This is a genomic window from Syntrophales bacterium (assembly GCA_023228425.1).
Lineage (GTDB): Bacteria > Desulfobacterota > Syntrophia > Syntrophales > UBA2210 > MLS-D.
This window is the reverse complement of sequence record JALOBE010000011.1, coordinates 1-15,048: the sequence shown is the minus strand read 5'-3', so window position 1 is coordinate 15,048 and position 15,048 is coordinate 1. Positions and strand designations below refer to the sequence as shown.

At 57.9% G+C, this 15,048-nt stretch carries 11 protein-coding genes; 3 read left to right on the top strand and 8 right to left on the bottom strand.

The window, feature by feature from the left end; genetic code table 11:
• Nucleotides 1–94 precede the first annotated feature (94 nt).
• Entirely contained in the window at nucleotides 95–1,669 is a 1,575-nt protein-coding gene (locus M0Q23_05665; protein MCK9528121.1) for a SurA N-terminal domain-containing protein, read from the top strand.
• Nucleotides 1,670–1,835: 166 nt separating this feature from the next.
• On the opposite strand, the gene M0Q23_05660 is transcribed toward M0Q23_05665, so the two are convergent.
• The 8 genes from M0Q23_05660 to M0Q23_05625 form a co-directional block, all read right to left on the bottom strand.
• Nucleotides 1,836–2,147 carry a hypothetical protein gene (locus M0Q23_05660; protein MCK9528120.1) on the bottom strand — a complete coding sequence of 104 codons (312 nt, stop codon included), beginning with the start codon at nucleotides 2,145–2,147 and terminating at the stop codon, nucleotides 1,836–1,838.
• 16 nt (nucleotides 2,148–2,163) lie between these two features.
• Nucleotides 2,164–2,826, bottom strand: a complete 663-nt coding sequence (elbB, locus tag M0Q23_05655; protein MCK9528119.1) for an isoprenoid biosynthesis glyoxalase ElbB — start codon at nucleotides 2,824–2,826, stop codon at nucleotides 2,164–2,166.
• Between the two features lie 49 nt (nucleotides 2,827–2,875).
• A complete protein-coding gene (locus tag M0Q23_05650) occupies nucleotides 2,876–3,115 on the bottom strand; it encodes a B-box zinc finger protein (GenBank protein MCK9528118.1) in 240 nt (79 codons plus the stop codon).
• Between the two features lie 131 nt (nucleotides 3,116–3,246).
• Nucleotides 3,247–3,792: a metal-dependent transcriptional regulator gene (locus tag M0Q23_05645; protein MCK9528117.1), complete on the bottom strand. Its 546-nt coding sequence runs from the start codon at nucleotides 3,790–3,792 to the stop codon at nucleotides 3,247–3,249.
• A 159-nt stretch (nucleotides 3,793–3,951) separates the two neighbouring features.
• Nucleotides 3,952–4,545 carry a rubrerythrin family protein gene (locus tag M0Q23_05640; protein MCK9528116.1) on the bottom strand — a complete coding sequence of 198 codons (594 nt, stop codon included), beginning with the start codon at nucleotides 4,543–4,545 and terminating at the stop codon, nucleotides 3,952–3,954.
• A gap of 44 nt (nucleotides 4,546–4,589) precedes the next feature.
• Nucleotides 4,590–5,000 (bottom strand): transcriptional repressor, encoded by a 411-nt coding sequence (locus tag M0Q23_05635; protein MCK9528115.1) that lies wholly within the window; start codon nucleotides 4,998–5,000, stop codon nucleotides 4,590–4,592.
• A 124-nt stretch (nucleotides 5,001–5,124) separates the two neighbouring features.
• A complete protein-coding gene (locus tag M0Q23_05630) occupies nucleotides 5,125–6,870 on the bottom strand; it encodes an alpha-amylase family glycosyl hydrolase (GenBank protein ID MCK9528114.1) in 1,746 nt (581 codons plus the stop codon).
• A gap of 46 nt (nucleotides 6,871–6,916) precedes the next feature.
• Nucleotides 6,917–10,051: a DUF748 domain-containing protein gene (locus M0Q23_05625; GenBank protein MCK9528113.1), complete on the bottom strand. Its 3,135-nt coding sequence runs from the start codon at nucleotides 10,049–10,051 to the stop codon at nucleotides 6,917–6,919.
• A 356-nt stretch (nucleotides 10,052–10,407) separates the two neighbouring features.
• On the opposite strand from M0Q23_05625, the gene M0Q23_05620 reads away from it, so the two are divergent.
• Nucleotides 10,408–12,813, top strand: a complete 2,406-nt coding sequence (locus tag M0Q23_05620) for a 3-hydroxyacyl-CoA dehydrogenase NAD-binding domain-containing protein (protein ID MCK9528112.1) — start codon at nucleotides 10,408–10,410, stop codon at nucleotides 12,811–12,813.
• Between the two features lie 109 nt (nucleotides 12,814–12,922).
• Complete coding sequence (locus tag M0Q23_05615) at nucleotides 12,923–14,131, top strand: thiolase family protein (protein MCK9528111.1); 1,209 nt, start codon at nucleotides 12,923–12,925, stop codon at nucleotides 14,129–14,131.
• Nucleotides 14,132–15,048 lie beyond the last annotated feature (917 nt).

Here is a 15,048-nt window from a genome sequence, read left to right as displayed (position 1 = left end):
ACTGTACTATCAGGAGTACTTCACCATTCAACAACCGGGGGTGTTCCGACAGGTCATGCTTGCCTTGATGCGAAAACACGCCAGAAACTGGCTCATGAAAATCATACTGGGAATCATCATTCTCGTATTCATCTTCTACTTCGGTTCCATCGGGGGTAACCTCGAGCAGGACGCGATCGCTACGGTGGGCGACACCGTCATCACCCGTGAAGCCTACGTACGAGAATATCAGAACCTCATCACGGTCTACCGCCAGCGCTACGGGACGAAGCTGACCGACGAGGTTCTCAGCGCTCTCGATCCGAAACGGCAGGCCTTCGATTCCCTGGTCAACCAGGCGGTCATTCTGGCCACGGCGGACGAACTCAACCTGGATGTGAGCGACCGGGAAGTGCAGGACCTGATATACTCCCACCCGGCCTTCCGGCGCAACGGCCATTTTGACCCGGGCCTGTACGAGCAGACCCTTCGTTACCGCGGCATGAACCCCGCGGATTTTGAGGCTCTGCAGAGAAGGATGCTCACCATAGAGAAGATGGAACGGTTGATCAAGGAATCCGTGAAGGTGTCCGAGACGGAAGCCCGGGAACTCTACCGCCTCCAGAACCAGGAAATGAACATTTCCTTCGTGCGCGTCGACCCGGAAACCTTTGAAAAACAACTGGTTCCATCGCATGATGACCTCGAAGACTACCTGGCGGACAATGCCGATCGTTTCCGGGTGCCAAAAAAAGTCAAGGTACACTACCTGCGGTTCCCCGCAGCGGCCTTTGCAGACTCCCTGTCCGTCACCGACACCATGATCGAGGATTACTACTACGGCAACCTGCACCAGTTCAGGAAGCCCGAGGAGGAATCGGCCGAACCCTACTACCCGCTGCCCGAGGTGCGGAACCGCATTGAGAGCGAGCTGCGGATTTCGCGGGGATTCGAAGAGGCTTACCGGCAGGCGAAAGCCGCCCACGACACAATCTATCAGACTGAAGATTTTGAAGGGTACGCCTCCGGGCACGATCTGACCGTCACGTCAACGGAATTCTTCTCCGAATCGACCGTTCCCGACGAGCTTGCCGGGGTGCGGGATATCCTCCAGTGGTCCTTTGGACTCGGCACCGGAGAAACCAGTCCCGTTCTTTCCGACGACGGCGCCCATTATCTCCTGCTTCCCGTTGACGAGCAACCGTCCCATGTGCCTTCCCTCACCGAGGTGAAGGACGCCGTGGAACGGCGCTGGCGGGCTGACGAAGCCCTGAGACGCGCGCGGGACATGGCGGACAACCTGATCCGGCGCCTCGGGGAGGAAGATTCCTTCGAAGCCGTCCTGCGGGCCGAGGGCCTCGTCCCCCGTGAGACGGGCTTCTTCATTCCCGGAGGAGAGATTCCGGGCATCGGTTATTCCGGAGAGTTTTTCGACTCACTGCTCGGCCTGTCTGAAAGAAACCCCCTCGTGGACAGGGTATTTCTTGTCAACGGAGCCTACCACGTCATGTGGCTCAGGGAGAGGGGACGCCTGGATGAGGCCCGGTGGGAAGAAGAGAAGGAACAGATCCGGACTGCCTACATGAGCGTCAAGCAGGAACAGTATTTTCAGTCCTGGCTGGAGGAAACGAAAGCGTCCATGGCGCGCTCGGGAAAACTGTCGCTTCACCGTAGCGTCGACGAACTGTAGCCCTCGTCCAACAATGACGGTCCCGTAAAAAGTCGAAAAACATCTGGTTGAGGATGGCTTCGTAAAAAGCTCCGCAGGCAAGGCGCGCAAATCCTGAGGAATGAGGCGTACTGAGTGGTACGCCGCAGTGACGAAGGATGAAGCGCAACTTAAGCATCCGGACTTTTTACGAAGCCGTCAACAGTGATTGAACATTCCTGACCAAAGCGGCCCGCTTCCTCAGGGGGGTAGTCTCGTCGAAGGGAAATTCCAGGAGATAGAAAACCTTGTAGGCCACGGAGGAGGTCTTGTATTCCGTGATCTCCGTTACAAGAACGTTGCTCAACAGTTCAATCTCGGCCTGCGAAAAAAGATCCGACCCGCTGAACACAAGGTCCAGCGCCTCCTTCGCGTCCCGTTCGTTTTCCAGCACTACTTCGATACCTTCACTTTTACGAAGGGCCTGGACGATATTCTCTTTTTCCACTCGAATTTTCATTGCCGCTCCGCACCCGTCACTGCTTCACCCGTGAAAGAACCTCCGTCACCAGCGCCTCTATGCCCAGGGCGACCGGCGCTATAGTGGGACCGATCATGTAGGCCGGCGTCGTTACGACGTTGTGTGTTTCGTCCACGACGATCCCGTCAACACCGCAGATCACGTGGCGCGCGCCCATTTCCTCGATGGCCCGCGCCGTCGGAGAGTCCCCGCCGACGGTCAGCTCGGGTCCCAGCGGACCCAGCACCCGGGCGGCGATAACCGGCGCGATGCAGATAAACCCCATAGGCTTCTTCTGCCGGTGCATGGCCTCTATGAGAGCGGACACCTCCGGAATGACCGTACAATTACTTCCTGAAACCGCAAAATTACAAAGATTTCCGGCTGCGCCCATCCCTCCGGGAAAAATGAGGGCATCGAGGTTATCGGCGGTCACATCAGCCAGGTCGCTGATATCCCCGCGGGCAATACGGGCGGATTCCACCAGCACATTGCGCGCTTCACCGCCGGGCTTATGACTGACATGGTTGATGACCATACTCTGGCCGCGATCGGGGGCCATGCAGACAATGGCCGCTCCGGCACGGTCCAGGAAATACAGCGTCAGCGTCGTTTCATGAATCTCGGACCCGTCAAACAGCCCGCAACCCGAAAGCATAACTCCCACGCGTTTCATCATCCCGCACCTCCTTTCAGGGCTCGCCGGGGAAAAGCGACGGCGGCCGTCTTTACACCGACCCCGATCCTGACCGTGAGCCTGACTCCGGTCCTTTCCAGATGTTAACTTCCGGATCATTATTGCAGCTTCGGCAAAAGGCCTTCACGTCGCCGCTTCCGCATCCGTAGCACCAGATGTCGAAGATGCGGCACTCTCTGCAGATCGCTTTCTCACAACCACTGCAGAAAACCACAGCCTCTTCCTTCCTGCAATCCTCACAGATGATTCCTTCCGCAGACCTCATAACCATGGCGTTCCCTCCCCGGCGCCACCGCCCGCCGATTACCGGCCCTGCCGCGGCGCCCGCCGTGTTCCGGCTTGATTGAACCTGCCGCTTTGCAAGTCCGTCACATGCAAGGCTCCCCGTCCCCGTGAGTCTTTTCAGGAGCCTTTCTCAACGACCGCTCCAGGTTTTTTCATGCCTCGGATAAACTTTTCACTGTTCTCCGAACATGTTTCCATGTCCCACCCGTGAAGGCAGAAGTCTTCAAAGTGGCGAAGCCAGCGTTCCCCTGCCCGCGGGCAGGTGTAGATAAAGTTGATAAAATCGTCGAGGCGATCCATTGTTTCAGAACTGAGGACGTGCTCCATTCTGCAGGCTTCGGCATCGGCGGTTCCGTCGTCGATCTTGAGTACATCCGTCAGGAATCTCCGCAGGGCATCATGCTTTCGCCTCATTTCCCTGCCGATGACGACTCCCTCTGCCGTTAAATGAACCGTCTCATACTTTTCATAGTTGACCAGCCCCCGTTGATTCAGGATTTTCAGCATGCTTGTCACCGAGGGCATCCGGACATCGAGTCTGTCGGCGATATCCTTGACCCTGACGGCCTGCTTCTTCGCGTCGAGGTCGAATATAGCCTCGAGATAGTCCTCCATTGAAGCCGTCAGGGGCTTGTTTTTTGACGCGTCACGGAGTTCGGGCATGGTACATCCTGAATTAGTGTATACTAACTTTATTGCCCATTCCTATCGCAGGTCCGTCCCTCTGTCAAGGTGTATCGCCTGAAGCCCGTGCCGCGCCGTCCCTGCGCGGAACGAACCGTCACACTCGGCACCACGGGTGCCCTGTGCCGGAACGCGCTGTCAGTAGGTTTCGCAAAAAACCTCAAAATACGCCCGGGGATGAATACAGGCGGGACATTCGAGGGGAGCCTCGGTTCCCTCGTGAATGTAGCCGCAGTTTCCACACTTCCAGGACAGGGGTTTTTCTTTCTTGAATACCAGGCCCTGTTCCACGTTGGCCGCGAGTTTGCGGTAGCGCGTTTCATGGCGCTTTTCGGCCAGCGCGATCATGGTAAAGGCGGCCGCCACCTCGGGAAAGCCCTCCTTCCTGGCTACTTCCGCGAAAGCGGGATAGAGTTCGGCCCACTCCTCGTACTCGCCTTCCGCGGCGGCCTGAAGGTTTTCCAGGGTCGTTCCCTGCGCGACGGGATAGGCCGCCGTGATTTCAACCATCCTGGGCAGTTCACCATCAAAGCCCGCCAGGAGAAACTTGTAGAACCTCTTGGCGTGCTCCTTTTCGTTATCCGCCGTCTCGATAAAAATAGAGCGTATCTGTTTATAGCCTTCCTTATCCGCCACCGAGGCGTAGTAGGTGTAGCGGTTACGGGCCTGCGATTCTCCCGCGAAGGCTTTTAAAAGATTTTCAGCCGTTTCGGTTCCATTCAGTTTTTTCATTCCATTCTCCTCCTCTGTGTTGTTTTCGTTGTGCAATGAACGCCTCAATCCCGACATGTCGAACAGATTCCCCGGTAATAGACGTTTCTCTCCCTGATTTCGAAGGAGGCAAGTCCCTCTTCACCAAGCAAATCGGAGCCCAGGGGAAAATCGTATATCCGGCCGCAGGAATCGCACTTGAAATGGCCGTGACAATCCGTCAGGACATCGTAATGGGCCTCGCTGTCGTCAACGATGACGCGACGGACCAGGTTTGCCCGCGCGAAGAGTGTCAGTGTATTGTACACCGTTGTCTTCGACAGGGTCGGTATGTCCTGCACGAGGGCGCGGTGGATTTCATCCACCGTCGGGTGGTTCCGTCGCGAAGACAGGTACTCCATCACTTTCAAGCGCTGGTACGACGGTTTTATATTGTGTTCGGCAAGCAGCTTCTCCGGGGAGCGCTGCCCTGTCATGGGCGAAGCCTTGTGCTGTTGCTGTTTCATATTTGTATTCAATACATTTAATATTCTTCTCCGGCTGTCAAGAAAAAAGTCCTTCCCCTGAATCCGGTCTCTGCCGTTCGGCGGGTCTTCGGCCTCAGTCGCTCTCCCGGCACCGCAGTATCACCACGCCGCACGGCCCGATGTTCAGCGTGACGTCCCTCATGGGAAAGTCCCGACGGACTCCGTCGGCGACATTCTCCGTCTTCAGGATCGGTCTCCCTCCCAGGAAGGGTGAAAGGTCGAGCCGGAGGCTGTAGCCGTTGGCAACGTCCAGGTTGGCACCTATGAGAAACCCTTCCCGCGCTTCCGGGGACGACCGCCGCAACGCGACCAGCACGGCGCCATGATCACCGTCTATGAAGTCGATGTTTCCCTCGTGATGGAAGATGTCCGATTCAGCGAACACCCTGTTTATGAGCCGAATACCCCCGGCAATGACGGGGTTGTGGTGAAACTCCATTGTAACCTGACGGCCGATGAAGGCAATCTTTTCAGGACAGCCGTATTCAGTCCCCTGAACGATACCGGTACGCCCCGTGCCCATCAGGGCTGTCACGGCATAGCGCGGAACGGCGGCTTCCGGCGCTCCGAAAAGCTGGGCCGGCGCTCCCGTATCGTGGGTTGTAATGGGCATGAAATAACGGACCATGCGGCCGATGTCGTGAATATAGCGGATATACATCCTCAAGTCTCCGGCGTAGGGGTTTTCCCATTGGTTGGCCAGAAACAGATCGATGTTCCACTCGCCCGCCTTTTTCAGGACCGTGTTGGAATCGGTAAAAAACTCCGCCATGACGATCAGGTCGGGACAGGCCCGCCGTAATTCCTCCAGGAGGTGGCTGATGAATCCCTCGTGACTGGAATGGAGGTTGTCCAGTCTGACCATACCGCCCGTCAATGCGGCGAAGTGGGCCCAGAAGAGTGAATATTTCGTCATGTATTCCCAGAGATCGGCCCTGATTTCCGAATGGGGATGATCATAATATATCCGAACCAGGTCTTCCCAGCGAAGCCAGGTATTCATGTGCCAGCATCCGGCCCGCTTCATCCCGTCCTTTTCTTTTCTGTCGGGAACGATCCACTCGGGACACTTCCTGACCATACGGCCGGCCACTCCCACATGATTCAGGGTAAGGTCAAAACAGAGCTTGATTCCCCTGTCCCCGGCAGCATCGACAAATCTCCTGAATTCAGAGAAGGCGCTACCGCCGTCCGATTCAGTGTAAACGCTGTCAATGGTAAATAAATCCCGCGCCGAATAGGGGCTCCCGGAAATGTCACGTTCCGTCAACGGCAGCAGGTGGACCGCGTTGAAGCCCAGATCGGCGATGTGACCGAGCATGTCCGTCCAGTCTCTCATGGTTCCCGACACCGCCGGAATCAGGGTGTACATCCGGATGTCTTTCAGGGAAGCCGGGTCAACTATCACCCGGCTGAAGGGAAGCCGGTCCCAGTACCAGGTCTGACCGCCGTCGAGGGAGTATTTTACCCTGAACTGATAGGTGCCGCGCTTCCGGGTCACGTGGGACAGGCGGTACGCCCCCGGGGATTCCCGCAGAAACTCGAGTTCACGCCATTCCCCCGCGGGGCTGTCCATGGTGGTGTAGAGACGGACCAGCGTCTCCGGGGAATCGTACCCCTGGATTTCGACCCGCAACTCCAGGGGATCCCCCTGGTACAGGCGGAAAAAATCGTCCGGACCGTCCGCGAATGACCGTTTCAGGATACCTTGCGGGCCGATTCTCATGTTGCGGGACTTCAGTTCCGGAACGGGGAAGGGGAAAAGGGATTCCCCGTCGTTCCCGACGGGCGTTCTGCCTGTGCCGTTCATTCCAGTCATACCGTCCTTCGGTGTTTCAGCGTGCCGGACGCCGTACCCTCGCTCGTCATTGTTCGAGGACGGCCAGGTCGAGCAGCACGGAGAGCGGATCACCCTCGCCGGTCGCTTCCGAAGGCATAACGCTGATCCGGGCCGGATCCAGCCCTTCGGGTCCGGCAAGATGAGCCGCAACCGCCGCGGCTCTCCCGTCGGCAAGGTCTTCCAGGGAGCCGGAATCCAGGACCTCCCGTTCAACCAGCGCCGCGAAGATGGAGCGGGACACATCGGCGGGCTCAATCGTCACCGGTGCCGCTTTCTTCTTCTGCCCCTCCGCTTGTTTCCCCTCATCCACGGCCATGGCTGTCCGCACCTGCTCGTATTCATCCTTCCCGTAGCGTTCGACAAAAAGTGACGCAAGCCTGTTTTGCGCCTCGGGATTGCTGAAATCCGGCGGCCCGGGTTCTTCACCGGGCTCCAGCGTGATCCCCGACAGTTCGGCACAGGCCGTGCGGATCCGACGGTCCTTCAGCGCTATCCCGTCGTGCGCTGCGTCATAGCGGCCCGTGACCACAAGCTTCAACTGCGGTCTCTGCCGGAGAGCTTTAAGGAGCCCGTCAAGCCGCTCTTCCTCCCCGGGCGGTATTGACATCGACCCGGGTTCGAAGAGAACCCTGTTGAGCGCTTCCTCATCGCCTCCGATCAGGGCTCCGAGGGCCCGGAAGGGAGAGGTGACAACCTTGGTAATCACGTTGACGAACACCTGCAGGATAAGAGGTCCTATGCGGAATTCCGGGTCATCGAGACTGCCCGTGACGGGCAGGCCGATGTGTATGACGCCGTCGGCATCCTTGAGGAGGGCCACGGCGAGACCCAGGGGAAGATTCACGGCGTCGGGGCTCTCCACCCGATCGCCCAGGACCAGAGATTCGATGACGACTGTGTTGTCGCTCGCCAGGCGGCTGTTTTCTATTCTGTACGCGAGGTCGAGAGACAGCCTGCCGTCATCGATCCTGCGGCCGGCGAACTTGCCCGAGTAGGGCGTCAGGCTCGGCATCTCCAGGTTCTTGAAAACCATGACGATATCGGTAAACTCCCTGGGGTCGAAGAAGTTCGTTTCGCCGGTGATCCTGCTGCTTCCGTAGCGGTCGACGCGGCCGTCCAGTTCGACCCGGCTGCGGGTCCCGGGCGTCGAAGAAACGCCGGTTATAACACCCTTGAGTTCATGAATTCTCGTTTCAAACTGCGGCCTCAGGCTGAAATCGGCAAAATGCAGCATACCCTTGTCCAAAGTCACCCGGCCGATCGTGACGGGAAAGGGTTTACCCGGTTCAGAAACCGCCGGCTGTTTCCCGGGGGCTTCTTCTTCCGGGGGTCCGTCACCGGACCTGAATGCCTCGACGGCGCTGACCTTTCCCTCTTCGGATATGATCAGTTTCCCCGTCAGACCCGAAAGGCTCACGGTATCCGCCTCCAGTCCGTCCGGATCGAGAGAGATGCGCAAATCGGGAACCCTGAACCGGTTCCACCCCACCAGTATGTCCCTGGAGGTATTTTCGATGACCTTAAGGTCCGCAATATCGATCTGCCCGCGATAGGCGAGCGCTCCCGTCCCGTCCCGGCGCATGGTCCCACCCGTCGAAAGCCGCCCCGATGCCAGGGTCAGATCGGCCACCTGAGCCAGGTAGGGCGCAATGACCGGCAGGGAAAGGTCCCGCACGGCCATCTCCGATTCGAGAGTCATGGAGTCAGGCTCGAAGGTTCCCGAAACCGTGACGGACCCTCCCTGGAGAAGCTCCAGGGAGGCCTCGAAGGGAAAGGGCGATCGGCCGTCAAAGTCAGACAGGGTAAGGGTAATATCGTCAATATCGACAATCGTGGAATCGGGCCGGACCGCCGAATCGGTGACATGGGTCCTGAAGCCCCGCAGGGAAAGGCTTTCAAGAAAAACGTTCCAGGGTTCGCCCCCGTCGGCGGATTCTTCACTTCCGGCGGTGCTCACGTTCAGGATTCCCCCCGGAGCGTCCAGCAGACGGACAAGATTGACTGTGCCCTCCCCGTCGCGAATCACATCGATGATGCCCTCCGCCAGGTCAAGGTACTCCACGGTGACAGAGTGTGAGGGCAGATCAAAGGTGCCCCCCTTCAGAACGGTCCTGCCCAGTTCAAATGCCGGCCTCGCTGTACCGGAAAAGCCCAGAGACAGACCCGAGAGGGCCAGGGCGCAGGTATCAGCCCTGCCGCCGGGTATATCGACGGCTTCCACATCCAGGTCCAGTTCCGGCAGGCGCAGAAAAACCCCGTCGGTCCCGTCGTCGGTCCGCAGGCCCAGCTCCCGAAGACGCAGGCGCAGGTCCTGAAGCACGGCCACGGTTGTGTCGGTTCCGAGATCAAGGCTATAGCGGGCTTCCACGCTCAGATCTCCTTCAGGTGGAAGCATGTTCACCATGGAACTGAAAAAGGTCCAGGGGGTCTCCAGGGGTATGTTTCTGAAGGCCAGCGACCCCCGTGACCGGAGGGGGCGCATGGTCACCCGGCCGGACCACTCCAGAACCGTGCCGTCGGCACCGGTTGCAACCAGGGTGTAATCACCCTCCCGCTCCGGCAGGGTCGAAATATCCGCAAGGTGTACCGTGAGGGGGTAAAACGATGCCGTTGCCGGCACCGGCTGTCGCTGGTCGGTCACGTCTATCCGCGCGTCGTTGATTTCTGTGTTGAAGACAACCAGCCGCGGGGGAGCGCTGGTTTCCTCCACCCTTTCCGGCTGCTCCGCCGGAGCCGGCTCCAGGAATTCAGCCCCCGCTCCGGCAAGCCGCGCGAAATTGAGGTTCCCCTCCCCGTCGATCACGATGTTCAGGGAGGGACCGTCGAGAATCACGTCCCTGAAGGTCAGGGCCCACCTGAAGAGGCTGCTGAGCTGGAAGTTGACATGGAGCCTTTCGAATCCCGCGAGGTGCGCGCCGGATGGCTCACTGATACGGAATTTCTCAACTTCAACCGTCAGGCTGTAGGGATTGATCCTGACCTTTTCCATCGAAACTACGGCGTCGAAACGTTCACCGAGGACTCCGGGCAGGTAATGCCCTATCAGAAAGGGAACCAGAAGAAATCCGGCCAGCGTGTAGAAAAGAATCACGCAGGCGCCGATAGCGACAGATTTTCTTTTCAAAACAGTGACAGCCCCCTTCTTCGCGGTTTCAGCCATGGCACTCTCCTTCATTCCATATCCTGTTCCATATCCCGAATTTCTCACAGCCGGGGGCGTTAGTCAATCGGTCTTATCCCGCGGGACCCAGCCCATCATTTTTTTCATGAAGAGCAGTAAATGTTTTGATTCGGACAAGGGGTTCCGCTCATGTTTCTTTATTTATTACGAGATATTATGTGGGTCACGGCGTTCTGACCATTCGTTTATTTTATGACCGATGGTCATTGACTAGCGGTCACTTTCGGTGTACAAGAGATAAGGCTCGCCACAACATCCGTGTGGGCCCAACCGGATATGCAGATTACACTTTTTTGTTTAACTCTCGGGAGCAACAGACAATAGAGGAGGTTACAATGGTTCAGAGAATCAAGAAGGCCGCCGTTATCGGGTCCGGCATCATGGGTGGCGGTATTGCCGCTATCCTTGCCGGGGCGGGAGTCGAAGTTCTTCTTCTCGACATCGTGCCCTTTGACCTGAAAGAGGACGAGAAGGACGATCCGAAAGCCAGAAACAGGATTGTGAACGCGGGACTCGAAAACGCCCTCAAGGCGAGACCGCCGCTGTTCTTCTCCAAAGATGACGCAACCCGGATTACAACAGGAAACCTGGAAGACGATTTCGACAAACTCAGGGACTGTGACTGGATCATCGAGGTCGTCGTGGAAAACCTCAAGATCAAGAACGAGCTTTTCAAGAAGATCGACGCCATTCGCTCCGGCACCACCGTTGTTTCTTCGAACACTTCGGGTATCCCCCTGAAGGCCATGTCGGAAGGAACAAGCGCGGGATTCAGGGAACACTTCCTGGGAACTCACTTTTTCAACCCTGTTCGCTATATGCACCTCCTGGAGATCATCCCCGGAGAAGAAACAAAACAGGAGGTCCTGAAGCTCATCGCCGGCTTCGGTGAAACGAGGCTGGGCAAGGGGATCGTCTGGGCCAAGGACACGCCGAACTTCATCGGGAACCGCATCGGTGTTCACGGGATCGGCTTGTGCTTTAACGCCATGATGGAAGAGGGTCTCACCATTCCTGAGGTGGACGCCCTCCTCGGACCGGCCGTGGGACGACCCAAAACGGCCATTTTCAGGACATCGGACCTGGTGGGCATCGACACCCTGAAACACGTGGCCGATAACACCTACGCCCTGTGTACCGAAGACGAGGAACGCGAAGTCTTCAAGCTTCCCGACTTCGTCAAGGATATGGTGGAAAAGGGCCTTCTGGGCAATAAGACCAAGGCGGGATTCTACAAGACCGAACTGACCCCGGAATGGAAGAAGCTTCGCAAGGTGATAAACCCGGCGACCGGTGAATACGAAGAATACGGCACCGTTGATTTCCCCTCGCTGGCGGAGGCAAAGAAAAAAGAGAGCCTTCCCGAAAAGAAAAAGGCCCTCCTCTACGGAGATGACAAGGGAGCGAAATTCGCCTGGCGGGTGCTGGCCGGCGGACTTATCTACGCCGCCAACCGTATTCCCGAAATATCGGACACCATCGTGGAAATCGATAATGCCATGAAGTGGGGCTACAATTTTGAAATGGGCCCCTTCGAGTCATGGGACGCCATCGGTCTGGAAGAATCGGTACGGAAAATGGACGCCGAAGGCATGGCCGTGCCCGGGAAGGTACGCGCAATGCTTGCCGGAGGCGTCACGCGATTCTACAAGGTGGAAGGCGGGAAGAAGTACTTCTACGACTTCGCGAGCGAGTCCTACAAACCGATAGAGACAAGCGAAAAGGCGCTTAATCTGGAGAACATCAAGGCCCTGGACAAGGTTGTTCTCACCACTCCCTCCTGCTCGCTCATCGACATCGGCGATGGCGTGTTCTGCCTCGAATTCCACTCCAAGATGAACGCCATAAACAAGGACATGATCGAGTTCATGGCGAAAGCGACCGAGTACGTCGACGCGAACGGGCTGGGCATGGTCATCGGAAACCAGGCCGGCGGCATGCCGGGAGCATTCTCCGCCGGCGGAGACCTGGCCTACATGCTCGGGCTGGCCCGGGACGGAAACTTCGACGAAATAAACACCTTCATCGCCACTGCCCATGAGGGCATGAAAGCCATGCGTTATGCCGCCTTCCCCATCGTGGCGGCCCCCTTCGGCCTGACTCTGGGCGGCGGTTGTGAGGTATCCCTGGCGGCCGACAGGATCGTGGCCCACACGGACCTCTTCATGGGACTGGTGGAAATCGGAGCCGGCCTGGTTCCGGGCGGGTGCGGCATGACCAACCTCTGGAGACGCTTCGTCGAGTCGAAGCCTGAAACGGCAAAGATAACCGACTACGCGGGGTTCTTCGTACAGGCCTTCATGTCCGTGGCCCAGGCGAGGGTATCGAACTCCGCCGCCGACGCCCGCAGGAACGGTTTCCTCCGCGATTGTGACAGGATCGTCATGAACAGGGACAATCTCATCGGCGAGGCCAAAAAAGAAGTTCTCAAGATGGTGGATGACGGCTACGGACCGCCGCTGAAAAAGAAAATCCCCGTCTTCGGCAGGGAGGCTCAGGGCATGATCTGGGCGGAAATGAACAACATGAAGGGCGGCGGCTACATTACCCCCCACATGGAATTCATCGCCAAGAAGATCTGCTTCTGCATGTCCGGCGGCGATGTGCCCGCGGGAACCCAGGTTTCAGAGGAACACCTGATGACTCTCGAAAGAGAGGCCTTCATTGACCTCTGGAAGACTGAAAACACGCAGAAAATGGCCGAAAATATAATGAAAACCGGCAAGCCCTTGTTCCTCTAGCGCCGGGTCACGATGAATCCTCCGGAACGGCTCCCGCCGACCGGGGACGCCATGACGAGTGACACGATACGAGTCGAGAGAATGAGAAACCAACCAGGAGGATAAGCCAATGAGAGAAGCATATATTGTCAATTCCGTACGGACTCCCGGCTGCAGAAGGGCCAGAGGGGCCTTCGCGTCGACCCGGCCCGAGGATCTTCTGAAGACCGCGCTGAACGGACTTATGGACAGAACCGACGGCGTCGAGAAAAAGGACATCGAAGACATCATGGTCGGCTGCGCCTTCCCCGAGGCGGAGCAGGGACTCAACATCGGCCGGATTATCGCGCAGATGACGGGATTCCCCGATGAAACCTGCGGCGCGACCATCAACCGTTTCTGCTCCTCCGGCCTCGAGGCCATCGCCCTGCAGGCCATGCGAATCATGGTCGGGTGGTGCGACGTCGCCATAGGTGGAGGACTGGAATCCATGTCCATCGTACCCATGGGCGGAAACCTTCCCAGACCTCATCCCGAGTGGACGAAAGAGAACCCCGATGTTTACATCTCAATGGGCATGACCGCCGAAAACGTGGCAAACCGCTACAAAGTCACCCGGGAAATGCAGGATGAGTTCGCCTACCACTCCCAGATGAAAGCGGCGGCGGCCCAGAAGGAGGGCCGCTTCAAGGAAATCATACCCACCGAGGCGGTCAGGTTTGTAGAAAAGAACGGCATCACCGTCAAGGAGACCTTCGTCCAGGATTTCGATGACGGCGTCAGGGCCGACACGACGATCGAAGGCCTTGCCAAGCTCCGGCCCGCCTTCGCGGCCCTGGGTTCGGTCACGGCGGGCAACGCGTCTCAAACCACCGACGGCGCCGCGGCGACACTGCTGATGAGCGGCGACGCGGTCAAGAAGTACGGCGTCAAGCCCATCGCGAAACTCAAGTGCTACACCGTCGCGGGTTGCCGGGCCGACGAGATGGGCGTGGGACCCGCCTACGCGATCCCGAAACTTCTCTCCATGACGGGCATGAAGATTGAAGATATCGATCTCTTTGAAGTGAACGAGGCCTTCGCCTCCCAGGCCATCTACAGCCTTCAGCAACTGGGACTCTATGAGAACAGGAAACTCTGGGCTTCCGACAGTGATGAACGCATCATCAACGTCAACGGCGGCGCCATTGCCCTGGGCCACCCGCTGGGATGCACCGGAGCGAAGCTCTGTTCCCAACTGATGACGGAAATGCAGGCCAGGGGAGCCAGGTACGGTATCGAGTCCATGTGTATCGGCGGGGGAATGGGAGCGGCGGCCCTCTTCGAACTCTGCGACTAGAGTACCGCGCCGGCCGGTCCTTCGGAACACAACCCGCCGCGTGAAGCGCCGGGTCACGCTGTCCCGAAGAACCATAAAACACGACACGGACGACGAGAAGCACTCCCTCTCACACTCGGGAAGGCCGCCCGAACGGGCGGCCTTCCCCGGTACTCCCGGACACAATAATGACCCGTTGAGAGCCACCGTTGCTCTGTTTTTCCCCTCTGCGGGCAGGCTCCTCCGGGGAGAGCTTTTGATGAACTCCTGCAAAGCGCCCCAGCCCGCCTCCGGCGGGCCTGCATCATACAATCGACGTGCCGTAAACGGGCATCGTTAAGCATGGACGCACCGGCAAACCCGGAGAAGGGAACCGAATTGACACCGGTAAAGGCAACGCTCCCACCTCCGGAATCATGTGCCGCATGATGTCATATACGTACGCCTATGGAGGGGGACAGGCGAAATGACAGAGGAGCCCCATACTCCGTCGTTTCGAGGAGTACCCATATTCCGTCATTTCGAGGAGCACCCACACTCTGTCATTTCGAGGAGCGAAGCGACGAGAAATCTTGCCTTTCCACCATCACCATGAAAGATTTCTCCCTACGGTCGGAATGACAGAGGAACCCCATACTCCGTCATTTCGAGGAGCACCCACACTCTGTCATTTCGAGGAGCGAAGCGACGAGAAATCCTGCTTCTCCGCCATCACCATGAAAGATTTCTCCCTACGGTCGAAATGACGGAGGGGGACGGGCGGACGCTTACGTCGAAAGGACAGTAGAAGGAAACAAGGTAATGGAGAAAAGCAATCAGAATAACGGAGGAACACCCATACCCCGTCACTTCGAGGAGCACCCACACTTTGTCATTTCGAGGAGCGAAGCGACGAGAAATCTTGCTTCTCCACCATCACCATGAAAGATTTCTCCCTA